24 protein-coding genes, 1 tRNA gene and 1 pseudogene are annotated in these 24,780 nt (G+C 63.0%); 8 read left to right on the plus strand and 18 right to left on the minus strand.

Translation table 11 applies throughout. The features are described from left to right. The first annotated feature begins 182 nt into the window (after positions 1-182). Positions 183-878: a transporter substrate-binding domain-containing protein gene (locus V1273_RS14460; protein WP_334410027.1), complete on the plus strand. Its 696-nt coding sequence runs from the start codon at positions 183-185 to the stop codon at positions 876-878. After that, on the plus strand, positions 875-1,399 hold the full coding sequence (locus tag V1273_RS14465; protein WP_334410028.1) for a transporter substrate-binding domain-containing protein: 525 nt from the start codon (positions 875-877) through the stop codon (positions 1,397-1,399). The genes V1273_RS14460 and V1273_RS14465 overlap by 4 nt, the downstream gene beginning before the upstream one ends. 217 nt (positions 1,400-1,616) lie before the next feature. On the opposite strand, the gene V1273_RS14470 is transcribed toward V1273_RS14465, so the two are convergent. The 4 genes from V1273_RS14470 to V1273_RS14485 all read right to left on the minus strand — a co-directional run bounded on the left by V1273_RS14470 (position 1,617) and on the right by V1273_RS14485 (position 6,947). Beyond that, a tRNA-Gln gene (locus V1273_RS14470) sits at positions 1,617-1,690 on the minus strand. 320 nt (positions 1,691-2,010) lie between these two features. Next, positions 2,011-2,577 carry an invasion associated locus B family protein gene (locus V1273_RS14475; protein ID WP_442894090.1) on the minus strand — a complete coding sequence of 189 codons (567 nt, stop codon included), beginning with the start codon at positions 2,575-2,577 and terminating at the stop codon, positions 2,011-2,013. A gap of 60 nt (positions 2,578-2,637) precedes the next feature. After that, positions 2,638-5,781 carry a multidrug efflux RND transporter permease subunit gene (locus tag V1273_RS14480; protein WP_334368281.1) on the minus strand — a complete coding sequence of 1,048 codons (3,144 nt, stop codon included), beginning with the start codon at positions 5,779-5,781 and terminating at the stop codon, positions 2,638-2,640. Further along, positions 5,778-6,947, minus strand: coding sequence for an efflux RND transporter periplasmic adaptor subunit (locus V1273_RS14485; RefSeq protein WP_334410029.1), 1,170 nt, complete (start codon positions 6,945-6,947; stop codon positions 5,778-5,780). Before V1273_RS14485 ends, V1273_RS14480 begins: the two co-directional genes overlap by 4 nt. Positions 6,948-7,309: 362 nt before the next feature. Between V1273_RS14485 and V1273_RS14490 the strand changes: the two are divergent. The 4 genes and pseudogenes from V1273_RS14490 to V1273_RS14505 form a co-directional block, all read left to right on the plus strand. Continuing rightward, positions 7,310-7,611: pseudogene (locus tag V1273_RS14490) on the plus strand (PKHD-type hydroxylase); the annotation flags it as partial. 2 nt (positions 7,612-7,613) lie between these two features. Continuing rightward, positions 7,614-8,612: a tonB-system energizer ExbB gene (exbB, locus tag V1273_RS14495; RefSeq protein ID WP_334368283.1), complete on the plus strand. Its 999-nt coding sequence runs from the start codon at positions 7,614-7,616 to the stop codon at positions 8,610-8,612. 3 nt (positions 8,613-8,615) lie between these two features. Further along, a complete protein-coding gene (exbD, locus tag V1273_RS14500) occupies positions 8,616-9,083 on the plus strand; it encodes a TonB system transport protein ExbD (protein WP_334382588.1) in 468 nt (155 codons plus the stop codon). Next, complete coding sequence (locus V1273_RS14505; protein WP_334382587.1) at positions 9,080-9,871, plus strand: energy transducer TonB; 792 nt, start codon at positions 9,080-9,082, stop codon at positions 9,869-9,871. Before exbD ends, V1273_RS14505 begins: the two co-directional genes overlap by 4 nt. Before the next feature lie 22 nt (positions 9,872-9,893). Here V1273_RS14505 and V1273_RS14510 read toward each other — a convergent pair whose 3' ends face one another. The 7 genes from V1273_RS14510 to V1273_RS14540 are packed head-to-tail and all read right to left on the minus strand — an operon-like array spanning position 9,894 to position 15,908. Beyond that, complete coding sequence (locus tag V1273_RS14510) at positions 9,894-11,345, minus strand: aldehyde dehydrogenase (protein ID WP_334368286.1); 1,452 nt, start codon at positions 11,343-11,345, stop codon at positions 9,894-9,896. Between the two features lie 23 nt (positions 11,346-11,368). Beyond that, the gene (locus V1273_RS14515) at positions 11,369-12,103 is read right to left on the minus strand and encodes an ABC transporter ATP-binding protein (protein ID WP_334382586.1); all 735 of its coding nucleotides are present in this window, start codon (positions 12,101-12,103) and stop codon (positions 11,369-11,371) included. After that, complete coding sequence (locus tag V1273_RS14520) at positions 12,096-12,845, minus strand: ABC transporter ATP-binding protein (RefSeq protein ID WP_334382585.1); 750 nt, start codon at positions 12,843-12,845, stop codon at positions 12,096-12,098. Before V1273_RS14520 ends, V1273_RS14515 begins: the two co-directional genes overlap by 8 nt. After that, entirely contained in the window at positions 12,842-13,069 is a 228-nt protein-coding gene (locus tag V1273_RS14525; RefSeq protein WP_334410030.1) for a hypothetical protein, read from the minus strand. The genes V1273_RS14520 and V1273_RS14525 overlap by 4 nt, the downstream gene beginning before the upstream one ends. Positions 13,070-13,071: 2 nt before the next feature. After that, the gene (locus tag V1273_RS14530; RefSeq protein ID WP_334410032.1) at positions 13,072-13,788 is read right to left on the minus strand and encodes a branched-chain amino acid ABC transporter permease; all 717 of its coding nucleotides are present in this window, start codon (positions 13,786-13,788) and stop codon (positions 13,072-13,074) included. Next, the gene (locus V1273_RS14535) at positions 13,785-14,654 is read right to left on the minus strand and encodes a branched-chain amino acid ABC transporter permease (RefSeq protein WP_334410033.1); all 870 of its coding nucleotides are present in this window, start codon (positions 14,652-14,654) and stop codon (positions 13,785-13,787) included. The genes V1273_RS14530 and V1273_RS14535 overlap by 4 nt, the downstream gene beginning before the upstream one ends. A gap of 30 nt (positions 14,655-14,684) precedes the next feature. Further along, a complete protein-coding gene (locus V1273_RS14540) occupies positions 14,685-15,908 on the minus strand; it encodes an amino acid ABC transporter substrate-binding protein (RefSeq protein ID WP_442894156.1) in 1,224 nt (407 codons plus the stop codon). A gap of 188 nt (positions 15,909-16,096) precedes the next feature. Between V1273_RS14540 and V1273_RS14545 the strand changes: the two genes are divergently transcribed. Continuing rightward, entirely contained in the window at positions 16,097-17,008 is a 912-nt protein-coding gene (locus tag V1273_RS14545; protein ID WP_334368292.1) for a helix-turn-helix domain-containing protein, read from the plus strand. Between the two features lie 95 nt (positions 17,009-17,103). On the opposite strand, the gene V1273_RS14550 is transcribed toward V1273_RS14545, so the two are convergent. The 7 genes from V1273_RS14550 to V1273_RS14580 all read right to left on the minus strand — a co-directional run bounded on the left by V1273_RS14550 (position 17,104) and on the right by V1273_RS14580 (position 23,464). Beyond that, positions 17,104-17,541, minus strand: a complete 438-nt coding sequence (locus tag V1273_RS14550) for a hypothetical protein (RefSeq protein WP_334368293.1) — start codon at positions 17,539-17,541, stop codon at positions 17,104-17,106. Positions 17,542-17,586: 45 nt separating this feature from the next. Beyond that, the gene (locus tag V1273_RS14555; RefSeq protein ID WP_334368294.1) at positions 17,587-18,267 is read right to left on the minus strand and encodes a site-2 protease family protein; all 681 of its coding nucleotides are present in this window, start codon (positions 18,265-18,267) and stop codon (positions 17,587-17,589) included. A 110-nt stretch (positions 18,268-18,377) separates the two neighbouring features. Then, positions 18,378-18,767: a GFA family protein gene (locus V1273_RS14560; protein ID WP_334410036.1), complete on the minus strand. Its 390-nt coding sequence runs from the start codon at positions 18,765-18,767 to the stop codon at positions 18,378-18,380. An 8-nt stretch (positions 18,768-18,775) separates the two neighbouring features. After that, positions 18,776-19,522: an SDR family NAD(P)-dependent oxidoreductase gene (locus tag V1273_RS14565; protein WP_334382580.1), complete on the minus strand. Its 747-nt coding sequence runs from the start codon at positions 19,520-19,522 to the stop codon at positions 18,776-18,778. 26 nt (positions 19,523-19,548) lie between these two features. After that, on the minus strand, positions 19,549-20,280 hold the full coding sequence (locus tag V1273_RS14570; protein WP_334382579.1) for an SDR family oxidoreductase: 732 nt from the start codon (positions 20,278-20,280) through the stop codon (positions 19,549-19,551). Between the two features lie 145 nt (positions 20,281-20,425). Further along, complete coding sequence (locus V1273_RS14575; protein ID WP_334382578.1) at positions 20,426-22,246, minus strand: IlvD/Edd family dehydratase; 1,821 nt, start codon at positions 22,244-22,246, stop codon at positions 20,426-20,428. A 159-nt stretch (positions 22,247-22,405) separates the two neighbouring features. Further along, positions 22,406-23,464: a LacI family DNA-binding transcriptional regulator gene (locus V1273_RS14580; RefSeq protein WP_334368300.1), complete on the minus strand. Its 1,059-nt coding sequence runs from the start codon at positions 23,462-23,464 to the stop codon at positions 22,406-22,408. Positions 23,465-23,657: 193 nt separating this feature from the next. Between V1273_RS14580 and V1273_RS14585 the strand changes: the two genes are divergently transcribed. Then, positions 23,658-24,725: an ABC transporter ATP-binding protein gene (locus V1273_RS14585; protein ID WP_334368301.1), complete on the plus strand. Its 1,068-nt coding sequence runs from the start codon at positions 23,658-23,660 to the stop codon at positions 24,723-24,725. Positions 24,726-24,780 lie beyond the last annotated feature (55 nt).

Raw genomic sequence — 24,780 nt, forward strand, 5'->3', positions numbered from 1 at the left:
AAACACAACAAACAAACTCGGCAATTTCGCTCCATGCCTTAGGGGCGAGCCCCTACGTAGAGTCCCGGAGGTGCCGCCGTGCAGGTTCCGCAATGGGCCAGCTGGTCGGCGCCCCGCCAGCAGACGAAATGCCGCCAAATAGCAATGCTTTCGTCGGTCGATCTCGATAATTGAGGTCCGCTATGAGTTCGTTCGAGGAATCTCCTGCAGTCTCGCACTACGACGCATCTGACCGGCTGGATATCGCTCAAGAATCCGTTAGACGTTTTGAGCAGCGAGATCGGGGCTCGCAAGGCGAACCAGCGATCTCGTCACTTCGACCGGTCCTGCTATGCCTTCTGTTGCTGGCGGCGCTTGCACTCGGCTGCGGCGCGGTTCGAGCCCAAGGCACAATCCCTGACAGAGAGTTGGTAGTGGCGACCAAGGAAGCGCCGCCCTTCGCGATGAAGCAGCCGGACGGGAATTGGAGCGGTATCAGCATCGAACTCTGGAGAAAGATCGCTGCTGGAGCGCATCTACGCTTTCGCCTGGTCGAGACCCAGAACGTGCAGGATCTGCTGGATGAAATCGCGAAGGGCACCCTCGACGCTGGTGTTGCAGCGGTAACTGTGACCGCTGCGCGCGCACGCAGCGTCGATTTTACCCAACCCTTCTACAACACCGGACTCGGGATTGCGGTGCCGATCCATGAAAGTGCCTGGGTGTCGATCGGGAGGGCGCTTCTTTCCTTCGGGTTCTTCCAGGCTGTCACGGTACTGCTTTGTTTTGCGATGGCGGTCGGCTTCCTTATTTGGCTGTTGGAACGGCGGAAAACGGAACATTTCGGCGGGGGAGCCAAGGGGCTCGGCTCCAGCTTTGGTGGTCGACCATTGCCATGACACAGGCAGGCGCCGCCCAGAATGCGCCAGCAACGCTTCCAGGGCGGATCGTCGCAACCGGGTGGATGATCGCTTCCGTTATCGCCATAGCCGTGTTCACCGCAGGCATCACCTCCACGCTCACGCGCCGAGGGCTCGAAGGCGCCGTTCACGGCTTCAACGACCTGCGATCCGTGCGCGTCGGCGCCGTCGCCAACTCTGCTACGACCGACTACCTCACTCGTCAGCAGCTTTCCTTTCGAGCGTTTCCAGACCTTCAAAGCGGCCTATCTGCATTGAGCCGTGGCACGATCGATGCCTTCGTCCATGACAAGCCGCTTCTGACCTGGGTCGCACGGAAAGACTTCTCGGCCTCGGTTCGTGTTGTCGACACCAGCTTCAGCAGCGAGAGCTATGCGATCGTGCTGCCGAAAGGCAGCACATTGCGGCCCATGCTCGATCTCGCCGTGCTCGATCAGATCGAAAGCGATTGGTGGCGACAAACGCTATTCCAAACCCTTGGAAATGCGCGATCTCCCTAAGGTGCCCAGTTGCGACCCGATCGGCTTTCTGTGGTCTCTCAACTTCCGCGGGGCTTTATCCGACCGGAACAGTCGCATGCATGAAGGGCCGTTGAGGCTGCCCAACCGGCGAGATAGGCGAGCGTGGTCCACGAATGTGGTTCACGACCAACTGGACGGTCCATCGCCTGCGGCGAAAAGCCCGTTCGGATCAAATCGTTGGTGGGATTGCCGAGTCTGGCTGGGGAACCTGGATTCGAACCAAGACAAACAGAGTCAGAGTCTGTTGTGCTACCGTTACACCATTCCCCAAGAATTGCTCAATAACATCAATGTCTTACAAGGATGTTCGGGCAATCGGCTGGAGCGGGATTTTGCAAATCGCCGCTCTCGCTGGTGCGTCGTTCTACTCGCTCGGTCCGGGCCTTGGCAAGCGTGGAAGGAGGGGCATTTTCCAACGAATTGCAGGGTGGCGCGGGCGGCGCTTGCCGCGGTTCGAATTCACCGGTCGGTTGCTGAAGGTGACGGTCGACATGCATGCCGACCAAAAGCTGGATGGCGAGGGCGTGGGTGCCGCGGAGATGGCGCGACAGTAGTTGCCGTCATTGCAATGACGAGTGGAACGAGGGGGCCTACTTGATCTTCTCATACGCCGCGGCGAAATCCGTCAGCGGCATCGGAATCGTAATCGTTTCCTTGGCCATATTCTGGAACGAGACCTTCAACTGCTTGCCGGATTGCAACGCGGCCAGCATGTCAGGCGAAATCTGGGTGTTGGCGTAGCAGCCGCGCGCCTCGCAGGTCTGAACCTGCAGGTCGGACGTCATGCCGTCGTCGACCTGAAGCTTGGCTCCGGCCGGCAGGTTGAGCCCGAGCGGCAATTGCACGATGCCGACTGGTGTGCGGGTTTCGGCCGATACGCGGATATTGATCAGCACGATCAACTGACCGGTCTTGGTCAGAACGGCGCTTTGCTCGATCGCGCATTCGAGTGGCGCGCCGCGGTTGGCGCTGCTGCACCGCGCAACCCAGCCGGGAGGCGCGGGCGTATTGGCGCCCTCGGCCGGGCCGGCGGCGGGAGCTGGCGGTGCCTGCGCCGCGGGCGCAGCATTCTTGGTCTTGAGCGCCTGGGCTTGGCCATGGCCGCACATGCCGAATAGCGCCGCGGCAACAACCACTAATTTGATTGGAATTTTCACTGAACCAGCTCCGAAGTGAAACACTACCTCCGGATGTGTCGGTTGCCGGGCAAAGTCAAGTCATTCGGCCGCTTGCTTGACCGGGCCGTGTGCGTCCGGATGCTCATGGTGCGAACCGGTCGAACGGCTCCAGCGGGCAAACGCGTTCGAAAGCCGGTCGAGATAGAGATAGACTACCGGCGTCGTGAACAGCGTCAGCGCCTGGCTGACGAGCAGGCCGCCGACCATGGCATAGCCGAGCGGCTGACGAATTTCCGATCCCGTGCCGGTACCGAGCATCAGCGGTACGCCGCCGAGCATCGCCGCCATGGTCGTCATCATAATGGGGCGGAATCGCAGTAGCGCCGCCTTGCGGATCGCGGCTTCCGGCTCCAGACGCTCGTCGCGTTCGGCCGTGATCGCAAAATCGACCATCATGATGCCGTTCTTCTTCACGATGCCGATGAGAAGCACGATCCCGATCAGGGCAATCAGGCTGAAATCGAATCCGAACAGCATCAGGATGGCGAGCGCACCGACGCCCGCGGACGGCAGCGTGGATAGAATCGTGAGCGGGTGGATGTAGCTTTCGTAGAGAATGCCGAGGATCAGGTACACCACCACGAGCGCTGCGAGAATCAACAGCGGCACCGTGCCGAGCGATTGCTGGAATGCCTGCGCCGTGCCCTGGAAGCTCGAATTGAGCGTCGTCGGCGCGCCGAGTTCGACCATCGCTTGTTGAATTGCGTTGGTCGCCTGGCCCAGTGCCACGCCCTGCGCGAGATTGAAGCTGATCGTGGTTGCCGGGAATTGGCCCTGATGGCTGATCGACAGCGGCCGCACCGGCACGCTGGTCCAGGTGGCAAAGGTCGAAAGTGGCACCTGGTCGCCGGTGATTGGCGATTTCAGGTAGATCTTGTTCAGGGTGTCGAGGCTGCCCTGCAATTCCGGCAGCACTTCGAGCACCACCTTGTAGGTGTTGAGCTGCGTAAAGTACTGCGTCACCTGGCGCTGGCCGAACGCGTCATACAGCGTGTCGTCGATCAGTTGCGGCTGGATGCCGTAACGCGCGGCTGTGTCGCGGTTGATTTTCAGCTCGAGCGTGGTGCCGTTGGTCTGCTGGTCGGTCGCAACATCGCGAAGCTGCGGCAGCGTCTGCATCTTGGCCAGGATTTTGGGCGCCCATTCGTTCAGCTCGGCCAAATTGGCGTCCTGCAGCGTGAATTCGAACTGGGTTCGGGTCGGCCGGCCGCCGAGGCGAACGTCCTGGGCCGCCTGCATATAGAGACGGGCGCCATCGACTTTCTCGAGCTGCGGACGCAGGCGCGCGATGATCTGCTGCGCGGATGCCTTGCGCTCGTCGCGCGGCTTCAGCGTGATGTAGAGATTGCCGTTATTGCCAGCACGTCCGGTGCCGCCGATCGCCATCGCGACCGAGGCCACATCAGGGTCGGCCTGCACGATCCTTCCGAGTTGCTCCTGACGACGCTTCATGTCGGCGAATGAGATGTCCTGGCTGGCTTCCGACGTGGCGGTGATCAGGCCATTGTCCTGCTGCGGGAAGAAGCCCTTCGGGATGATCACGAACAGATAGACCGACAGACCGAGCGTGGCGAAGAAGATCATCAGGGTCGTCAACTTCCAGCGCAGCGCGAGATCGAGGCCGCGCTCGTAGAAGTGCAGCATCGCATCGAAGGCGCGCTCGCTCCGTTGATAGAACCGGCCGTGTCTGACCTCGCCATGCGCGCGCAGGAAGCGCGAGGCCATCATCGGCGTCAGCGTCAGCGACACGATCATCGACACGAAGATGGTCATTGCGAGGACCACCGCGAATTCGCGGAACAGCCGGCCGATGATGCCGCCCATCAGCAGTAGCGGGATCAGCACCGCGATCAGCGAGATGCTGATCGACACGATCGTGAAGCCGATTTCGCTGGCGCCCTTGAAGGCAGCGGCCAGCGGTTTTTCGCCTTGCTCGATGTATCGCGTAATGTTCTCCAGCATCACGATGGCGTCGTCGACCACGAAGCCGACGGCAATGGTGAGCGCCATCAGCGAGAGATTGTCGAGCGAATAGCCGCACACCCACATCAGCGCGCAGGCGCCAAGCAGCGCCAATGGCACCGTCACCGCCGGGATTACCGTCGCCCAGAAATTGCGCAGGAAGATGAATATCACCATCACGACCAGCGCGATCGTGAGCAGCATGGTGAATTGGACGTCCTCGACCGCGGCACGGATCGTCGTGGTGCGATCACTCATCACCTCGACCTTGATAGCCGGTGGGAGCGCAGCGAGTAGCCGGGGCAGCGTCCCCTTGATCTGGTCGACGGTCTCGATGACGTTGGCGCCGGGCTGCTTGAATATCACCAGGAATACGCCGCGCTTGCCGTTGGCCCAAGCCGCCTGCTTGGCGTCCTCCGGGCCGGTGACGGCCTGGCCGATATCGCGGATCCGCAACGGACCGCCATTGCGATAGGCGATGATGACGTCGTTCCAGTCCTTGGAATCCGTTAGCTGATCATTGGCGTAAATGGTGTAAGCACGCCGCTCGCCGTCGATATTGCCCTTGGGGCTGTCAACGGTCGTGATCGCGATCTGGCTGCGCACGTCCTCCAGTGACAGGCCCTTGGCGACGAGTTTCGCCGGGTCGATCTGAATGCGGATCGCCGGCTTCTGCTGGCCTCCGATGATGACCTGGGCGACGCCTGAGATCTGGCTGATCTGCTGCGCGAGCTGGGCGTCCACGGAGTCGCTGACGGTCGTGAGCGGCAGCGTGTCCGAAGTCGCCGCCATGATCAGGATCGGCGAATCCGCCGGGTTGACCTTGCGATAGATCGGGGGCGAGGGGAGGTTTTTCGGCAACTGGCCGCTGGCCGCATTGATCGCGGCCTGCACGTCGTTGGCGGCCGCGTCGATCGAGCGGTTGAGATCGAACTGGATGTTGACTGCGGTCGTACCGAGATAGCTCGTAGACGTCATCTGCGCGACGCCCGGAATCTGCGCGAACTGGCGCTCAAGCGGTTGCGCCACCGACGAGGCCATGGTTTCCGGGCTGCCGCCCGGCAGGTTGGCGGTGACCTGGATGGTCGGGAAGTCGACTTGCGGCAGGGGGGCGACGGGCAACAGCGGGTAGGCGACGAGGCCGACGAACATGATGCCCGCCATCATCAGCGAGGTGCCGATCGGGTAGCGAATGAAGGGCGCGGAGATTCCGCCGCTCATTCCTGGGCAACCTTGGCTTGGGCCGGATCGGAACTGGCGATCGCCGTGGTCACGAGCGAGCCGGGCTGAACCTTGAATTGACCTGCCGTGATCACCTGCTCGCTGAGCGAAAGTCCCTCATCGACTACCGAGCGGCCGTCGATCGAGCGCGTCACCTTGATCTTGCGGAGCTCGGCCTTGTTGTCCTGGTTGACCGCGTAGGCGTAGAGACCGTCGGCGCCATGCTGAACAGCGTCATCCGGAATCACGGTGGCGTCTTTCAGTGTCGCAACGAGCAGCCGCGTCGAAACCGACTGGCCGGGCCACAACGCGTGATCCTTGTTGTCGAATACCGCCTTGAGCCTGATCGTCCCGCTCGAGGTGTCGACCTGGTTGTTGATCAGCGAGAGCGTGCCGGTGGACAGCTCCCGCTTGCCGTCGGTGGAAAGAGCGATCACTTTGGGAGAACCGGTGGCCAGCGCTGCCTTGATATCCGGCAACTGGTCCTCCGGCGCGGTAAAGATCACCGCGATCGGCTCGATCTGGGCAATGGTGACGATGCCGGTCTGGGTTGCGGCGTTGACGATATTGCCGACATCGACCTGGCGCAGCCCGGCGATACCGGAAATCGGTGCCTTGACGGTGGCGTAATCAAGCTGGGTTTGGGCGTTGGAGATCGCTGCCGTGTCGGCCTCAACCTGCGCCGTCAGTTGCGCGACGGTCGAGCGCTGCGTATCGGTCTGTTGCCGGGTCGCGAATTCGCCGAGCCTGGTAGAGCGCTGCAGGTCGAGACTGGCATTGGCAAGATTGGCTGCGTCCTGCGCCTTCTTGGCCTTGGCCTGATCGAGCACGGCCTGGAACGGCCGCGGATCGATCTCGGCCAGGGTATCGCCCTCCTTGACGAACTGGCCTTCCTGAAACGCAATTCGATTGATCTGGCCGTCGACGCGGCTGCGCACTACGACGGTGTTGAAACCTTGCACGGTGCCAAGCCCGGTCAGATAGACCGGAAAATCGGCCTTCTCGACCGGGGCGGTCTTGACGGGGACGGCGGTGCGGGCCGGCGCGCGCTTCCCGTCAGCCTGCGCCGGGTGTTCCTCGCCGTGGAATCGCTGCCAGCCCAAATAGCCCAGCCCGGCAATCGCTGCGACCAACAAGACCCAACGGATGGTGCGTGATCTCGACATGCCGACCTACGTGTTTCGGAAAACAGGCAATGGCACCCAGAACGGTTCCCTGCGGAGACAGATATTGTCTCGGCGCCCTCGGGGCGTACATGCACGAGCGCTTGAGAATCCTAAACAATTGGAAAGGTTGCGGCAGCGCACGCGTGAGGATCGGCGATGGCGACGGCGTGGCTCGCAATCTCATTCATGGCTGTCGAACGGACCGCAAATTAGAATCGTTTTGATCTGGATGGATTCAAGCGACGTCTTGCCCCAACCGCGTTGACCGCAAAATTTTCGCTGGGTACCTACGGCGCAGGATTGTCCGCCGCACGTCGGCTGCCGCGAACTGAATTTCGTCAGCGGCATGTCCTGTCGGACGGGAGGAATATGATGGCGGTGAGCTGGTGGCGGAGAACCCCTGAGGTTCCCACGAAATCAGCTCGCGGCCGGGGAGTTCGTGCGTTATCCTGCGTCTCGTTTGCATCTGGTCACGCCGGTCACACGAGGTATGCGGGGGCGCTTTTTTCTGGCTGCAGAGCATGATACGGGATGGCTACGCCCGCAGCCCGATCTTCGATCTCGATATTCGATCCCGGCCCTGGTGGAGCGGCCTGGGCGAGACGACCCTGAAACGGTCAAATTGACCGGTATCTATCATAACCTTATCCGCTACTGGGCCTAAGTATGAATATGTCTCTTTCTCGCGCGACGACATTGGCTGTGATCTCGGCGCTGGCCATGCTGTCGCTGGCGGCGCCATCCTGGGCCCAGCAGAATGTCGCACCCGCAGCGCCGCCTGCGTCCCCGGTTCAACAGGCGCCCGCGGTTTCGCAAGCCCCAGCGGCGCCGGTCCAGGCAACCCAGCCGGCTCAGCCGACGGCAGCCGCCGCGCCGGTTGCACCAACCGCAAGCTCAGACGCGACCGCCGCGCCGGCCGGGCGAGAAGGCACCTCGTTGAAGGCAACGACGGTTGCGCCGCGCGAATTGTCGCCGTGGTCCATGTACAAGGATGCCGACGTTGTGGTGAAGGCCGTGATGATCGGTCTCGCCTTTGCCTCGCTCGTGACCTGGACCGTCTTCATCGCGAAGATGTTCGAATTGGCGGTCGTTCAGCGCAAGCTGCGCAGGGCGCTCGCCAAGATCGCCGACGCGAGGTCGCTGGCGGAAGCGCAATTCGCGCTGGGCGCCAAGGGCAGCGTACTGTCGTCCTTCCTTGCGGCAGCGATGCGCGAGGCGCGGCTATCGGCGGGCATCTCGAGCGACGCCGGCATCAAGGAGCGCGCCGCGTCGAGCTTTTCGGAAATCGTGCGCGCCGAGGCGCGTCGGATCCGGCTCGGCATGGGGCTGTTGGCGACCATCGGCGCGACGTCGCCCTTTGTCGGCCTGTTCGGTACGGTCTGGGGCATCATGAACAGTTTTATCGGCATTTCGAAATCGCAGACCACGAACCTCGCCGTGGTGGCGCCCGGCATCGCCGAAGCGCTGCTTGCGACCGCGATCGGTCTCGTCGCTGCGATCCCGGCCGTCATCATCTACAATCACTTTTCGCGGGTGACCAAGGGCTACATGGAACTGGTCAGCCGAGCATCGGGCGCCGCGGGACGGCTGCTGTCGCGCGATCTCGACCGCACGCACATCAGCTCGCACGGTAGTTCGCATTCGCGCGCGGCGGCGGCGGAGTAGGCGATGGGCGCGTCAATTGCAGAACACGACCTCGATGACGACAGCGATTTCGCGGAATCGCACGAGATCAACGTCACGCCGTTCATCGACGTCATTCTCGTCCTCCTGATCATCTTCATGGTCGCAGCCCCCTTGTCGACCGTCGACCTGCCGGTCGATTTGCCGACGTCGACCGCAACCCCGCAGAAGAAGCCGGACAAGCCGACTTATGTGAGCATCAAGCCGGACCTCTCGGTTGCGATCGGTGAGAACATGGTCAAGCGCGTCGACCTGGTGCGCTCGCTCGATGCGATGCCGGACAGCAGCAAGGAGCGCCACGTCTTCCTGCGCGCTGACCGCGCCGTGCCCTATGGCGAATTGATGGACGTGCTCGAAATCCTGCGCGCCGGCGGCTATTCCAAAATCAAGCTGGTGGCGCTCGAAGGCGTTCCCGAAGCAGCGGCGGCGCAAGCGGCGCCGGCAAAGCCTTGACCGGCCTCGACGAGCAAAAGCCTTCGCGGCGGCTCTGGATTTCTGCCGCGGTGATTGCGCTCGCGCTCCACATTGGCGGCGCGGCGCTGGCGATCGCGCATTTGCAGACCGAAGAAGCCGATGACGCCCTCGGCGCGTCGGCAATCGAGATCGGGCTCGAAATGGCCTCCGTTCACCGCGAGGTGACCGATCTGCCGCCGGGTCCGGATACCGATGCTTCCGCGGCGTCGCCGCAGCTCGCCGAGCAGAAGGCCGAGGTCAAGGAAACCGAGCTGCCGCAGGACAAGCCGACGGAGCCTGAAGAGGCCGACCGGGTGGTGACGGAGAACGAGTCGAAGAAGCCGAAAGAGGACGATCCGAAGATCGCGGCGGTGCAGACGCAGGCGTCGACCGAGTCGGTTGCCTCCGAGGCGACCGCGACGCCGAGTTCAGAGGACATTCCGGAAGGGCAGCGTTCCATCGCACCGGTGATCGGCACCGGCGAGAGCGCACGACGCGTGCGCGCGACCTGGCAAAAGGAGCTGGTCGCGCATCTCGACAAGCACAAGCGCTACCCGAAGGAACGGCAGCAAAAGTCCGCCGAGATCCAGATTCGCTTCACGCTCGACCGCATGGGCCGCGTGCTCTCGACCGATATCGAGAAGGGGTCAGGCGATCCGGCCTTCGACGAGGCGGCGCTGGCAATGGTGCGCCGCTCGGATCCGGTGCCGATGCCGCCACCCATCATTGCCGACGAGGGCCTGACGTTCACGCTGCCGGTGATCTTCCGCGTCAAGAACAAGAGCTGACGTCTCGCATTCCTGCCATGCGTTAGATCGGATAGTGCTGCGGTCCGGTCTCGATCGTGATCCAGCGCAATTCGGTGAATTCGGCGATGCCGGCCTTGCCGCCGAAGCGGCCATAGCCCGACGCCTTGACGCCGCCGAATGGCATCTGCGCCTCGTCGTGAACGGTGGGCCCGTTGACGTGGCAGATGCCGGAATCGATGCGCTTGGCGACCTCGAACGCGCGCGCGATGTCGCGTCCGAATACCGCTGCCGATAGCCCGTATTCGGTGTCATTGGCGACGCGAACGGCTTCGTCCGCGCCGTTGACGCGCACGACGCAGACCACCGGGCCGAATGACTCCTCGCCGTAGATCCGCATCGACGAGTTGACGCCGTCGATCACGGTTGCCGACATCAGCGTGCCCTCGCTGCGCCCGCCTGCGACCACCTTGGCGCCTTTGCTGACGGCGTCGTTGATCAGGGCCTGAATGCGGGCCGCGGCATCGGTGCCGATCAGCGATCCCAGCGGCGCGTTCCCCTTGCGCGGATCGCCGGCGACGAGCGATCCGGCCTTCGCCGCGAGCTTCGTTACGAAGGCGTCGGCAATCTTCTCGTCGACGACGAGGCGCTCGGTCGACATGCAAATCTGGCCCTGGTTCATGAAGGCGCCGAACGCTGCGGCGGCTACGGCGGCGTCGATGTCGGCATCGTCGAGCACGATCATCGGCGCCTTGCCGCCGAGTTCGAGCAGGGCAGGCTTGAGGTACTTTGCCGCCACCTGCGCGATGATGCGGCCGACGCGCGTCGAGCCGGTAAAATTGACGCGCCGCACGGCTGGATGGCCGATCAGCATTTCGATCAGGGCAGGGGCATCTTCCGGCGCGTTGGTGATGACGTTGAGGACGCCCGGCGGCAGTCCGGCATCGCGCAGGCATTCGGCGATCAGCCGGTGGGTGCCCGGGCAGATTTCGGAGGCCTTCAGCACCACGGTGTTGCCGCAAGCGAGCGGCAGCGCGATGGCGCGAACGCCGAGAATAACCGGCGCGTTCCACGGCGCCATGCTCAACACCACGCCGGCGGGCTGGCGCACGGCCATCGCGATACAGCCCGGCTTGTCGGAGGGGATGACTTCGCCCGAAATCTGCGTGGTGATGGCCGCCGCTTCGCGCAGCATGCCGGCGGCCAAGTGAACATTGAAGCCGGCCCAGCCGGCTGTCGCGCCGGTCTCCGCCGCCATCAACTCGATGAACTGGGGTGCCTTCGATGCCAGAAGATCGGCAGCCTTCAACAGGATCGCGCGTCTCGCGTTCGGACCGGTAGCGGACCATGCGGGGAAAGCGGCGGCCGCAGTGTCGGCCGCGCGCTTCGCATCCGCGATCTGGGCTGCCGCGGCGCGGCTTGCGAGATCGCCGGTGACCGGGTTGAGGCGATCGAACGTCGCGCCGTTCGATGCCGGGACATCCTTGCTCTCGAGCAGCAGCGAAATTTCATACATGGCTTTCTCTCCTCACGCGTGCGTTACGATGATGATGCGGTGGCCGGCGGTACGCCGCCGAGATAGGCGCGCTGGACGGCGGGATCGGCTTTCAACTGGTCGGCAGTGCCGTGTCCAACGATGACGCCGTTCTCGAGCACATAACCGCGATCGGCGATCCGCAGGCTCTCCTGCGCGTTCTGTTCGACGAGCAAAAGCCCGACACCGGCCTCGCGCACCCGCAGCAAGGTGGCGAACAACTCCTGCACCATCGCGGGCGAGAGCCCGAGCGACGGCTCGTCCAGCAGCAGGATATCCGGATTGGACATCAGCGCGCGGCCGATGGCGAGCATCTGCTGTTCGCCGCCGCTCATGGTGCGCGCGATCTGGGCGGCGCGTTCGCGCAGGCGCGGAAACAGCGCAAGCACTTGCTCGCGCCGCGCCGCTTCGCCCTCGCGGGCGCGCTTCGGGTTGGCGCCGAGCAGAAGATTTTCCTTCACCGTGAGGTCGCCAAAGATGCCGCGGCCTTCCGGCACCAGCGCCAGCCCGCTTTCGACGATGTCGTGGGCGGCAAGCGCGGAGATGTCGCGGCCGCCGAGGCTCACCTGCTTGCCGGGAAGCGTACGCACGACGCCCGCGATGGCTTTCAGGAGCGAAGTCTTGCCGGCGCCATTGGCGCCCAGGATCGTTACGATCTCACGGTGGCCGACGCTGAGGGCGACGCCGTCGAGCGCCCGATGCAGGCCATAAGCGAGGCTGAGATTTTTGACCTCAAGCATCGGCGGCTACCCCGCCAAGATAGGCCTTCACAACGGCCGCATCGCTCAGCACGTCCACGGTGGCGCCTTCGGCGATCTTGCGTCCGCTGCTCATGACGATGCAGCGGTCGCACAGGGCGCGAACCGCGCTCATCACATGCTCGACCAGCACAATGGTGATTCCGTCAGCCCGCAATGATCGGATCAGGTCGATGCCGATCGCAAGCTCGGATGGATTAAGGCCGGCGAGCCACTCGTCGAGCAGCAATAGCCGCGGCTTTGCCGCGAGGGCGCGTGCGAGTTCCAGGCGCTTGCGGTCGATATAGGTGAGGTCCGCCGCGGGCCGCCGGTCGTGCCCGGCAAGACCGACGCGATCAAGCAGCGCGTCGATCCGCAGTTCTGCCTCGGAGGTGGGCAGATGCGGTCTCGGGAACGCCAATCCTGCCTTGATGTTCTCGCGGCAATCCATGCCGTCGAGCACGCGGACGAGCTGGAATGTCCGCGCCAATCCGAGCCGCGCGATCCGGTACGACGCAAGGCCCGCGATGTTCTGGCCCATCAGGCGGATGGTGCCGGCATCGGGGCGCAGCACGCCCGAGATCAGATTGAGCGCCGTGGTCTTGCCCGACCCGTTGGGGCCGAGCAGGCCCATGATTTCGCCTTGGGCGACCGTAAAGTCGAGATCGTTGACCGCGACGAGCCCGCCGAACGCGCGCCGCAACCCACTGATCGTCAGCACGGGTGTTCCGCTGCCCTGGCTCATGCGGTCGCCCGTTGCCTGGCTTTGCCGCCCGCCGTCGTCGACAGCTTCTCGAACAATCCCGCGACGCCCCTCGGCAGCATGTAGACGATCAGCAGGAAGATGCAGCCGAGGATGATGGTGAACGTGTTCGGAAAGCGCGCACTCAGCAGTTCGAACAGTAGCGTCAGCGGCACGGCGCCGAGTACCGGCCCCCACAGCCGGTGCGCGCCGCCGAGCAGCGCCATGATCACAGCACCTGAAACGAGATCATCGAATTGAAGGCGATCGACGGCTCGATATAGGTCCAGCGCGGCGCCATGATCGCGCCGACCAGTGTCATGACCGTGGCGCTGATCGTGAACAGGGCGACCTTGGCAAAAGTAGTATTGATCCCGCAATGTTCTGCGACGGTCTCGTCTTCGCCGATCACCCGCAGCGCAAAGCCGAGGCGCGAGCGCGCGATCAGCCAGCCCAGCAGGAATACCGCGGCGGTCAGCGCCAGCAATTGCCAGTAAATGTCGGCTTGGGTGATATTGACGAAGACATAGCGCCCGAGCACGCGCGACTTGTTGACCTCGAACCAGACCACGAGTTGGCGGATCAGTTCGGTCAGTCCAAAGGTGAAGATGACGAAGTAGACGCCACTCAAGCGCAGCGTCGAGAGCCCGACGATGCCAGCCACAATGGCGCCGAGCGCCGCTGCGGTCAGCAGCACGAGCGGCCATGGCAAGATCTCGCCGAGCACGGCAACGGTATAGGCGCCGACACCAAAGAAGGCGGTCGTTGCCAATGAGACGTAGCGGGTGGGCCCAGAGAACATGCCCCACGCCGTCGCCAGCACGGTGTATTGCAAAAGGCTGATGGCGAGCGCGAGGTAGTAGGCGTTGCCGAGGCGCGGAACGAGCGCCAGCAGCGCAAGCGCTGCGAGCGCTGTGGCACCGAAGCCGGCGATACGCGCGCTCATCGTGTCGCCCTGCCAAACAGACCGGCCGGCTTCACCAGCAGCACGGCGAGAAACAGCGCGAAATTGACTGCAAGCGTGAGCCCGGGATCGATATAGGAGGCAACCAGCGCCTCGCTGAGACCAAGCGCCAGGCCTGCGACCAGGCAGCCCAGCATGTTGCCGACGCCGCCCATCACGACCACGATCAAGGCCTTCATCGTGAAGACGACGCCGGATGACGCGCTGAAGGTAAGAAAGGTGCTGACCAGCACGCCGGCGGCGGCGACCAGCGCGCCACCCAATGCAAATGTCAGGGCGGAGGCCTGCGGCACATTGATGGCGACAAGCTGGGCGGCGAAAGGATCGACGGCTACGGCGCGTACCGCCGTGCCGGCGCGTGTCCGCGTCAGCGCGGCATACAGCGCCAGACCGAGCAGGATGGTGATGCCGAGCGCGGCGAGGCGGTTGGCTGCGACCGTCTCACCGAGAAACTGCACCGGGAAGGCCAGGAACGAATAGCTGTAGTAGGCGCCGCCGAACAGGGCGAGCATCAAGCCCTGAATGACGAAGGTGAGGCCAAAGGTTGCGAGAATGCTGTCGACCTCGAGCGCGTCTCGGTTGGGCGCGCGTCGCACCAACGGCGTCAGCAGCAATTTGTAGATTGCAAAGTTCAGCACGAAGGCGAGGGGAACGACCAGCGCCAGTCCGACAAACGGACTGATCGCCCAGCCCGTGAACAGCCAGTGCGATGCAAAGGCGGCGGCGATCAGGAACTCGCCGTAGGAGAGGTTCATGATGCGCGCAACGCCGTACTGGAGCGTGAGCCCCATGGCGATGAGCGCATACATGCCGCCCAGCATCAGGCCGGTCAGAATGGCGTTGGTCATTGGCGTGCTGGCCGCGTCTCTATCTTGACGTTACGGCGCCACCCACGCCGGCTTCGGAACGATCGCGGCGCGCGCGCCTTCGTTCTTCGCCGGTGCGATGCCATAGAACTCGCCGCCCTGCCACTGGCCGACCCACCAGTAACGGGTCGGCATGTTGTTCTCGAGCTTGACCTTGCCGATCACGGTGTCGAACGTGCCGGTCTGCAGATCCTTGATCACGGCGGCGCGGTCGATCTTGCCGACGCGCTCGATCGCCTGCTGCAGCATCTGCAGGCTGGCATAAGTGACTGCACTCGCCCAGCGGTCCGGCTCCGCCCCGTTGGCGGCGGCGGCCTTGTGGCGGGCGAGATAGTCCTTGATCGCCGGACTGTCGCCGCTCCAGCCGCCGATGCCCATCACGCCTTCGGTGTTCTTGCCGAATTTTTGCTTGTAGAGCGGGAAGGCGGTGCCGACGCCGGTATAGAAGACCTTCGGATTGAGGCCTGCGATGCGCGATTGCTCGGTCAGCGCCAACGTATCCGGAGGATAGCTGAAGGCAATGAAGACATCCGGGTTGAGCGCCTTGATCTCGTTCACGATCGGCGCCAGATCCTGCGTGCCGATCGGATAGCTCTTGTCGTAAGCGAGCTTGAACTTCGCGTTGGTGAGTGCCGGCCGCGCCGCCGACGACAGATCGATCCCGAAGCCGTCGGCAATGCTGACCATTGCCACGGTGTCACCGATCCTCTTTTCGTCGCGCAACTTGTTCAGCAATTCGACCAGCGATCTTGCGGCGTCCGCGCTGGTGCCGAGCAGCCAGAAACTGTTGGGCCAGCGCTTGGCGAGTTCGGGGGCGCGGTCGGTCACGGCTGTGGCGGCGAGGTGCGGATAGCCTTCGCGATTGAGCGTCGGACCAACCGCCAGATTGAGGCCGGTGCCCCATGGCGGCAGGATGAAATCGACCTTGTCCTGGTTGATCAGCCTCTCGAGCGCGCGCACCGCCTCTTCGGCGTTGGAGCGGTCGTCATATTGCACGACCTCGATCGGGACCCGCTTGTCGCCGAGCTTGATGCCGCCGGCGGCATTCACCTCCTTCACCCACAATTCGTAGTTGGGGATGGTGGTGACCGCAGCGCCTCCGGTGTTAGGGCCGGTGCGCGAAATCGCGTAGCCGATCTTGATCGAGGTTTGCGCCTCGGCGATGGCGGTCAGACCGAGCGTAGCGGCGCAGGTGGCGGCCGCCAGCAGGGCGGTGCGCCGCGTCAGGAATGTCATCATCTTGTCCTCCCAGGGTGCGTCGACCGGCGCCATTGAACTGGCGCTCATGATCGCCCTGACGTTAGGGGAGGTTGCCGGAAGCTTGGAATTGGACGAAACCGGGGAAAGATTGTACTTTTCTGGCAAACCTTCCGCTTCACTGGCGGCGGATTGTCTCAGGAGCGAATTACTTAAGAGATTTGGGCATGTCGGCATCACCAGGGCTGAACGGACTGCCGGTCGGCGTCGCACTGGCGGTACGTGCGGAGGCTTTTTCGGCCGCCCTGGCGGCTCGATCGTGGGTCATCCGCCAGAAGGCGGAGCGCCGGGCGCATCTATTGTTGCTGCAATCGGACCGCGGCCGGGCTTCATGGCACGGCACTGGAGTTGCGCTCGAAGCGCCGGCGCTGCTCTGGCTGCCGGGCAGCACCGATGCAACGCTGCACGTTGGTCCCGGCGCGCGTGGCTTCCTGTTGTCGGTGGACGATGCCTTCCTGATCAAGATTATCGCGGGCAGCGCCGAGGCGTTGCATCTGCGCAGAACCACTGAGCGCGCTGCGCTGGTTGCCGGCGAGACGCTTTCTCCACATATCGACACGATCGCCGAATCCTGCCGCGCGATCGCGGCGGAGTTGCGCGCGCCCGGCTTTGGCGGCGCGACGCTGATCGCCTCACATCTGCTGTTACTGTGTCTGCAATTCTGCCGGCTCAGCGCCTCGCATGATGAGCGTCACGAGGTTGCAGCGCGTGGCGGTGGTCCGGCGCTGGTCGGCAATTTCCTGCAAATGGTCGAACTGCATTACCGCGACGGCTGGCCGGTGGCGCGCTATGCGGACGCGCTCGGCGTCACGTCCGACAAGCTGCACGCCCATTGCCAGCGGGAGAAAAATTGCGGCCCGCGCGCGATCATCCACGAGCGCCTGGTCCGCGAAGCCTGCACGCGTCTGCAGCAGCTCGATCTTCCGGTCGAGCAGATCGGATATGGCCTGGGTTTCCGCGATCCCGCTTATTTCAATCGCTTCTTCCGCAAGTATTGCGGCGCATCACCGGGCAGCTATCGTCGGCAGATACGACTGGAGCACGCACGCAGCGGTCCGTCCTACGCGGCGTGGCCGTGAAGGCCGCGCCCTCTTTCCGAGCGGGAGAGGGTGGATTCGGCACCATGGTCGCCGCATCGATCCAGCGGGGCCGACGCAATCATTTTGTTCGAAGCTCAGCGCCAGAAGTAGCGGATGCTGACGTAGACGATGGCGAGGCAGATGAAAATCAGGGCCACCGGTAGCCGCGGCTTTGCCGCTTGGCCGGATGCGACCTGTTGTTTTGGCCGTGGGGCCGGACGGCGGAAGGCGGTGACGTTGCCGCTGTCAGTGGCCGGCTCGCTCGCGCGCGAAGGAATCTCGGGTGGCGTTCCGGAGCCGCCCATCTCCGCATAGTAGCTCTTGTACATGAGCTGGATGGTGGCCTCGGAAGCGTCCGCCTCGGTCATCCTCGCAAGGAGCAACTGCCTGTAGCCTTCAAGAAAGTTTTGCGCCTCGGCGGGCAGGGCGGTGAAGCCGTTGAGCTTGGCCAGCATTTTCCAGGTTGCAAAATCTGCCCTCGCGCGGGTATCGGCGCGTCGTGCGATCAACATATCGGCAGCTTTGGTCGCCATGGTCCGGGTCGGTTCTTCCCTTGTGGGTTCGTTTCTATTTGAAGCTTAAGCGTTGCCGGTGATGAAGAGAAGCGCGCTGATCACATAACCGGTCAGTGTCCGCAGTATCGCCGAAATAACATCAAGATTTAGGCCGAGCTGCGCGCCGATGATGGGAAGCAGGATCAGAAGGCCGATCAAAATCAGCATCCCATACGGTTCCAGCCGCGACAGCGGGTAAGCCAGCACCCGCGGCAAGAGTCCGACGGCGACCCGGCCACCGTCCAGCGGCGGGATCGGCATCATGTTGAAAATCGCCAGCACGATATTGATCAGGAAGGCGTTTTTGAGGTTGTCCGCCGTCCATTTGGCAGCTTCCGCCGGCACTAGAGGCAGGGCGTGGAAGGCCAAAGCCGTGACAAGCGCCAAGGCGATGTTGGTGGCGGGGCCGGCCAGCGCCACCCAGACCATGTCGAGCCGGGGATGGTTCAGGTTCCGGAAATTCACCGGGACCGGCTTGGCATAGCCAAACAGGAACGGCGAATGCGATAGCAGCAGAACGCCGGGGAGTATGACGGTCCCGAAGGGATCGATATGCTTGAAGGGGTTGAAGCTGACCCGGCCGAGCTCCCAAGCGGTCTTGTCCCCGAGCCGGTATGCCACGAAGGCGTGAGCGGCCTCGTGGAAGGTGATTGCGATCAGGAGCGGGAGAATCCAGACCGAAATGCCGTAGAGTGAGATGTTCAATCGATCTGCCTCGCTTTGCGTGGCATCGTAGCGCGGATCGAGCGAAGCGCAATCCGGGATCGGTCCATCCGCATGCGAACGATCCCGGATTGCGCTAGCGCTCCATCGGGCTACGGAACCGTCTCTTGATATTGCGGCAGGCCGTCGTCGAGGCAAACCCAGGCCATCTTTTCCGAGACCCAGATGTGCTCGGTCGGTGCAAAGGCGTTGCGGTCGTCAAACGCCGCCAGCGCGACGCCGACCACAATGCCGTTGGTTCGCCTAGAAAACAGCCTGGTGCCGCAAATCTTGCAGAACACCCGGTCGAGCGCCTCCGACGACGGGTAGCACGCCGTTTCGCCCTCGACCGAGAGTGCCCGCTGGTCGAACAGCGCACGGGCAAAGAACGGCGAGCCCATCGCCTTCTGGCAGTTTCGGCAATGGCAGATGCGGACGTTGAGCGGCTCGCCCTCGGTCTTGAACCGGACTGCGCCGCACAGGCATCCGCCTTCTCTGGTCATGGCCGCTCCTAGTACGTCGCCCGGCCGCCCGAGATATCGAACACCGCGCCCGTCGAGAACGCGCAATCCTCCGACGACAGCCACGCCACCATCGCCGCGAGTTCTTCCACCAGCACAAAGCGCCCCTTCGGAATCTTCGACAGCATGAAATCGATATGCTGCTGGGTGAGCTGGTCGAAGATCGCGGTTTTCGCCGCCGCCGGCGTCACCGCGTTGACGAGGATGTCGTGCTGCGCGAGTTCCTTGCCGAGCGACTTGGTCAGCGCGATCAGGCCGGCCTTCGAGGCCGAATAATGCGCCGCGTTGGGATTGCCTTCCTTGCCGGCGATGGAAGCGATGTTGACGATGCGGCCGTATTTTTGCTGCAGCATCGCAGGCACTACCGCCTTGCAGCAGATGAAGGGGCCGTCGAGATTGATGCGCAGCACCTTGCGCCATTCCTCAAGGTCGGTCTCCCAGACCGTCTTGTTGACGCCGGCGATGCCGGCATTGTTGACGAGGATGTCGATCCTGCCGAGCGCCGTCAGCGTTTCGTCGCGGGTCTTCTCGACAGCGGCGAAGTCAGAGACATCGACCTTGAAGGCGGATACGGCCGGGCCGATTTCCTTCGCGGTTCTTTCCGCGAGCGGCAGGTCAAAATCCCAGATCGCGACCTTCGCACCCGATGCGACGAAGCGTTCGGTGATCGCGCGCCCAAAACCCTGCGCCCCGCCGGTGACGACGGCGCAACGGCCGTTCAGATCGATCTTGTTCATGCTGGAACCCTTTGACAGCGTGGACGTCAGAGCATGTAGCCGCCATCGACGACGAGGTCGACACCAGTGGTGAACGCGGCTTCGTCGCTCGCAAGATAGATCGCCATGGCCGCGATTTCCTCTGCGGTGCCCAGCCGCCCCATCTTCTGGCGAGCGATGAACATCTCTTTGCCCTGCGGGCCGACGGCCGCGGCGCGATCGAGCATCGAGGGTGTCTCCACGGTGCCGGGGCAGATGCTGTTGCAGCGGATGCCCTGGGTGATGAAGTCGAGCGCAACCGCGCGCGTGAGCAACGAAACCGCCGCCTTGGACGCACTGTAGACATAACGGTTGGCCGGTGGCCTCAACGCCGCGCAAGACGAGATGTTGACGATGCTGCCGCCTCCGCCCGCCAGCATCGCCGGCAGAAATGCCTTGATGGTCCGGTGCATGGATTTGACGTTGAGGTCGAACGAGAAGTCCCAGTCCTCTTCCGAACAGTCCAGGATGGTTCCGTGGTGCACGAAGCCCGCCGCGTTGAGCAGGATGTCGATCTTTCCAATGCGCTTGGCGAAGGCGACGACCTCGGCGGTGCTGCGAACGTCAAGTCGTGCCGTCTCGGCGACGCCTTCCTTGTCCAGGGTGGCGATGCCGCTTTCATTGATGTCAGTGGCGATCACCGTGGCGCCTTCGCGCGCGAATGCTATTGCGCATGCCCGGCCGATGCCCGCCGCTGCGGCGGTGACAACAGCGCGCTTTCCCTTCAGTCGATCTGACATGTTTTTCTTTTCCTCTTGTTCTTCGTCATTGCGAGGAGCTCGCGACCAAATTGCAAAGCAATTTTGCGCTGAAGCGACGAAGCAATCCATTTTTTCCTGCGCGGAGGCATGGATTGCTTCGCTTCGCTCGCAATGACGGCGCTAACTAGTGATTGTCCCGCGCCACGCCGACCGTGCCGGCGATATTCTGATAACGCGTGGCGAGCTCCATGCAGGCGCCGGTGGCCTGCTGTCCGACGGTCGAGCGGTAGAGCTCCTGCCACGGCGTCTGGTGGGCCGGGTAGGGGAAGCCACCCTTGTCCTTCAGCTCGGCGCGGCGCTTCTTCAATTCATCGCTCGAGATCAGGATGTTGGCATCGCCCGTGTTGAGGTCGATGCGAACCTTGTCGCCGGTTCGCAAGATCGCCAGGCCGCCGTCGGCGGCGGCCTCGGGCGATGCGTTGAGGATCGAGGGCGAACCCGAGGTGCCGGACTGCCTTCCGTCGCCGATGCAGGGCAGGGAAAGAATGCCGCGTTTGATCAGCGCCGCCGGCGGCTGCATGTTGACGACCTCGGCGCCGCCGGGATAGCCGATCGGCCCGGCGCCGCGGATGAACAGGACGCAGTGCTCGTCTATATCGAGTGAGGGGTCGTCGATCCGGTGGTGATAGTCTTCCGGGCCTTCGAACACGATGGCGCGGCCCTCGAACGCATTCGGGTCTTTCGGATTGATCAAATAGCGGTCGCGGAATTCCTTTGAAATCACGCTGGTCTTCATGATTGCGGAATCGAACAGGTTGCCGCGCAGCACCAGGAAGCCTGCATCCTTCACCAGCGGCTTGTCGTAGCTCCAGATCACGTCGCCGTCGGGCTTTGGCGCCTCGCGGCAGTTGTCGCCGATGGTGCGGCCGTTGACCGTGACGGCGTCTTCGTGGATGCGCTTGTGCGCCATCAATTCGCGCACCACCGCCGGCACGCCGCCGGCGCGATGGTATTCCTCGCCGAGATAGAAGCCGGCCGGCTGCATGTTCACCAAGAGCGGGATGTCATGGCCGTGCTTCTGCCAGTCGTCGATCGAGAGCTCGACACCGATATGCCGCGCCAGCGCGTTGATATGGATCGGCGCGTTGGTCGAGCCGCCGATCGCCGAATTCACCGCGATGCAGTTCTCGAACGCCTTGCGGGTCAGGATGTCGGAGGGCTTGAGATCCTCCCAGACCATTTCGACGATCCGTTTGCCCGTCTCGTAGGCGATCTGGCCGCGCTCGCGATGCGGCGCCGGGATCGCCGCGCAGCCCGGCAGCGACATGCCAAGCGCTTCCGCCAGCGAGTTCATGGTCGAGGCGGTGCCCATGGTGTTGCAATGGCCGACCGAGGGGGTCGAGGAGGCCACGAGCTCGATGAACCCGTTGTAGTCGATCTCGCCCGCGGCAAGCATCTCGCGGGCTTTCCAAACGATGGTGCCTGAACCGGTGCGCTCGCCGTTGTGCCAGCCGTTCAGCATCGGGCCGCCCGAGAGCACGATCGCGGGTAGATTGACGGTCGCCGCCGCCATCAGGCAGGCCGGCGTGGTCTTGTCGCAGCCGGTGGTCAGCACCACGCCGTCAAGCGGATAGCCGAACAGGATTTCGACCAGGCCGAGATAGGCCAGGTTGCGGTCGAGCGCCGCCGTCGGCCGCTTGCCGGTCTCCTGGATCGGATGCGTCGGGAATTCCATGGCGATGCCGCCGGCGGCCCGAATGCCCTCGCGTACGCGATGCGCCAGTTCGAGATGGTGGCGGTTGCACGGGGAGAGGTCGTTGCCGGTCTGGGCGATGCCGATGATCGGCTTGCCGGATTGCAATTCCTCCCGGGTCAGGCCGTAATTGAGGTAGCGCTCAAGATAGAGCGCCGTCATTCCCGGATTATGCGGATTATCGAACCACTCGAGGGAACGTAGTCTTCGGCTCTTGCCATTGGTGGCAGTCTTGTTGTCGTTCTTTTTCATTGGTTCCTCCCGCACTGCAAGCTCATGGGCGGCTAAAATCACGGCGGCGATTGCACCATGCTGAAAATTTCATCCGCTGCAACGCGCTTCGCCCGTGTCCTACTGGGCAACCGATCTTAGTTCGGGCCAAAAGATAGCGCTACCATTTTCTATCCGCGCTCAATCTATGCCCACAGACCCGGCCATCACGGTGCTTTGTCGCATTGAGCTTTCACGGACCACCAACTGAAAGCCGAGGTCGAGCACCGGCGTCTGGGGGCGACGGCCTTCGATCGCGTCGATCACCATGGTGACGGCGTGCCGGCCCATTTCATAGCGATTGGTTCGCACGCTGGTGAGCGAGGGGACCGCGGCGGCGGTGAATTCCAGGTCGTTGAAGCCGACAATGGCCAGGTCACGGGGAATCGATATCTGCCGACGCTGGCATTCGAAGAGAACGCCGAGCGCGAGGTCGTCATTGACGCAGAAGACCGCGTCGATATCGGGCGTCTGGGCAAGGAGGTCGGCGAACAGTGTTCCGCCAAGCGTGACGGTTGTGGGTACGGAAGTGGTGACGATGAGGTTCGGGTCGAACAGCGAGGCCGCTTTCATGGCATCACGATACCCTTCGAACCGCCGCTGCACGCGGGGGTCCATTCGCGCACCGAGAAATCCGATGCGGCGGCGTCCCTGCTCGAGGATGTGCGAAATCGCCGCAGAAGCTGCATCGTAGTGCGAAAAGCCGACCATCATGTCGACAGGACTGTCGCCGATCTCCATGATCTGCGTGACCGGGCAATTCATCGACTCCAGGATCGTGCGCGATTCCGCGGTTTGGTTGATGCCGGTGACGATCAATCCCGCAGGCTTCTGCGCCCGAAACAGGCGCAGCAGCTTTTCCTCCTGCAGGATGCTGTAGCGCGTGTTGGCAAGTTGAATGGTGTAGCGGCTACCTTCGGAGGAATCGTAGATGCCGCGCAACACATCGGCGAACACGTTGTTGGTGAGAGAAGGAATGACGACGCCGATGACTTCGGTACGGTGCGAAGCGAGGGCGCGCGCAGCGAGATTGGGTACGTAACCCAGTTCCTTCACGGCGCTGTCGACGCGTTCCCGCTTGCTAAGCGACAGCGCTTCGGGGTTCCTGAAAAAACGTGATGCCGTGATTGGACTGACGCCAGCGAGCTTTGCGACCTCGGTGAGGCGGATTTTGCCAGACTTTGTCTGTTTTCGTCCCATCTTGCGCTCATATCACAACAAATTAGACGTTTGAACAATTATTGACAGCGCTACCATCGGATTGCTAAAAGCCGCCAAACTGCGGATGATAATGACCGTTGAATTCGACTTCCGGCATTAGAGTCGAAAAGACAGCATGGCGTCGTCGCCCGTCTGTGGCGCCACAAAACAGAAAATGAGGGGAGAGAGTTCGATGTCGTCGGTACAGATTCGCGACGTGCGCAAGTCGTTCGGAAACTTTGAAGTTTTGCACGGCGTGTCGATTCCGATCGAGGATGGTGAGTTCGTCGTGCTCGTCGGCCCCTCCGGCTGTGGCAAGTCGACCTTGCTGCGGATGCTCGCAGGCCTCGAAAACATCACCTCCGGCACGATTTCGATCGGCGATCGCGTGGTCAACAATGTCCAGCCCAAAGAGCGCGACATTGCCATGGTGTTCCAGAACTACGCGCTCTATCCGCACATGACGGTCGCTGACAATATGGGCTTTTCGCTCAAGCTGCGCGGCGCCAAGCCCGAGGAAATCTCGACTGGCGTCAAGCGCGCCGCGGAAATCCTGGCGCTGACCCCGCTGCTCGATCGCTATCCCCGGCAATTGTCGGGCGGCCAGCGCCAGCGCGTCGCCATGGGCCGCGCCATCGTGCGCGATCCGCAAGTGTTCCTGTTCGATGAGCCCTTGTCCAACCTCGACGCCAAGCTGCGCGTGGCGATGCGCACCGAGATCAAGGAACTGCACCAGCGGCTCAAGACCACGACGGTCTACGTTACCCACGACCAGATCGAGGCCATGACCATGGCCGACAAGATCGTGGTGATGCATGACGGTATCGTCGAGCAGATGGGCACCCCGCTCGAACTCTACGACACCCCGGCCAACCAGTTCGTCGCGGGCTTCATCGGCTCGCCGGCAATGAATTTCCTTAAAGGCAAGGTGAAGTCGAACGGCGTCGCCGGTTTCGAAGGCCCGAACGGCGTCAAGCTGCCGCTGACGACGGCGCCCGCCAATTCGGACGGCCAGCCGGCGGTTTACGGCGTGCGGCCCGAGCATTTCACCATCGCCGATGATGGCGCCGAAGCCGAGATCGTCGTGGTCGAGCCGACCGGTTCGGAAACCCAGGTCTTCGCCAAGCTCGGCGGAGAGCAGGTGGTCGCCGTGTTCCGCGAGCGGCATCAATTCAGTCCGGGCGACAAGGTCCGGCTCAAGCCGGATCCGGCGCTCGTGCATCTATTCGACGAGGCGACCGGCAAGCGACTGAATGGCTGAGCATTAACCAAATGGGCTGAGCAATAACGAAAAATATTCAAAGGGAGGATGGACT

The sequence above is a fragment of the Bradyrhizobium sp. AZCC 1721 genome, assembly GCF_036924715.1.
Lineage (GTDB): Bacteria > Pseudomonadota > Alphaproteobacteria > Rhizobiales > Xanthobacteraceae > Bradyrhizobium.

Excerpts from the sequence above, each read along its gene's own strand:
- V1273_RS14525 (WP_334410030.1), bottom strand. The coding sequence starts at position 13,069 with ATGGCGCTGCTCGGCGGCGCGCACCGGCTGTGGGGGCCGGTACTCGGC.
- V1273_RS14550 (WP_334368293.1), bottom strand. The coding sequence starts at position 17,541 with ATGGCGACCAAAGCTGCCGATATGTTGATCGCACGACGCGCCGATACC.
- V1273_RS14530 (WP_334410032.1), bottom strand. The coding sequence starts at position 13,788 with ATGAGCGCGCGTATCGCCGGCTTCGGTGCCACAGCGCTCGCAGCGCTT.
- exbB (WP_334368283.1), top strand. The coding sequence starts at position 7,614 with ATGAATATGTCTCTTTCTCGCGCGACGACATTGGCTGTGATCTCGGCG.
- V1273_RS14560 (WP_334410036.1), bottom strand. The coding sequence starts at position 18,767 with ATGACCAGAGAAGGCGGATGCCTGTGCGGCGCAGTCCGGTTCAAGACC.
- V1273_RS14465 (WP_334410028.1), top strand. The coding sequence starts at position 875 with ATGACACAGGCAGGCGCCGCCCAGAATGCGCCAGCAACGCTTCCAGGG.
- V1273_RS14485 (WP_334410029.1), bottom strand. The coding sequence starts at position 6,947 with ATGTCGAGATCACGCACCATCCGTTGGGTCTTGTTGGTCGCAGCGATT.
- exbD (WP_334382588.1), top strand. The coding sequence starts at position 8,616 with ATGGGCGCGTCAATTGCAGAACACGACCTCGATGACGACAGCGATTTC.
- V1273_RS14570 (WP_334382579.1), bottom strand. The coding sequence starts at position 20,280 with ATGTCAGATCGACTGAAGGGAAAGCGCGCTGTTGTCACCGCCGCAGCG.
- V1273_RS14540 (WP_442894156.1), bottom strand. The coding sequence starts at position 15,908 with ATGACATTCCTGACGCGGCGCACCGCCCTGCTGGCGGCCGCCACCTGC.
- V1273_RS14565 (WP_334382580.1), bottom strand. The coding sequence starts at position 19,522 with ATGAACAAGATCGATCTGAACGGCCGTTGCGCCGTCGTCACCGGCGGG.
- V1273_RS14520 (WP_334382585.1), bottom strand. The coding sequence starts at position 12,845 with ATGAGCCAGGGCAGCGGAACACCCGTGCTGACGATCAGTGGGTTGCGG.
- V1273_RS14535 (WP_334410033.1), bottom strand. The coding sequence starts at position 14,654 with ATGACCAACGCCATTCTGACCGGCCTGATGCTGGGCGGCATGTATGCG.
- V1273_RS14515 (WP_334382586.1), bottom strand. The coding sequence starts at position 12,103 with ATGCTTGAGGTCAAAAATCTCAGCCTCGCTTATGGCCTGCATCGGGCG.
- V1273_RS14510 (WP_334368286.1), bottom strand. The coding sequence starts at position 11,345 with ATGTATGAAATTTCGCTGCTGCTCGAGAGCAAGGATGTCCCGGCATCG.
- V1273_RS14575 (WP_334382578.1), bottom strand. The coding sequence starts at position 22,246 with ATGAAAAAGAACGACAACAAGACTGCCACCAATGGCAAGAGCCGAAGA.
- V1273_RS14460 (WP_334410027.1), top strand. The coding sequence starts at position 183 with ATGAGTTCGTTCGAGGAATCTCCTGCAGTCTCGCACTACGACGCATCT.
- V1273_RS14480 (WP_334368281.1), bottom strand. The coding sequence starts at position 5,781 with ATGAGCGGCGGAATCTCCGCGCCCTTCATTCGCTACCCGATCGGCACC.
- V1273_RS14545 (WP_334368292.1), top strand. The coding sequence starts at position 16,097 with ATGTCGGCATCACCAGGGCTGAACGGACTGCCGGTCGGCGTCGCACTG.
- V1273_RS14585 (WP_334368301.1), top strand. The coding sequence starts at position 23,658 with ATGTCGTCGGTACAGATTCGCGACGTGCGCAAGTCGTTCGGAAACTTT.
- V1273_RS14580 (WP_334368300.1), bottom strand. The coding sequence starts at position 23,464 with ATGGGACGAAAACAGACAAAGTCTGGCAAAATCCGCCTCACCGAGGTC.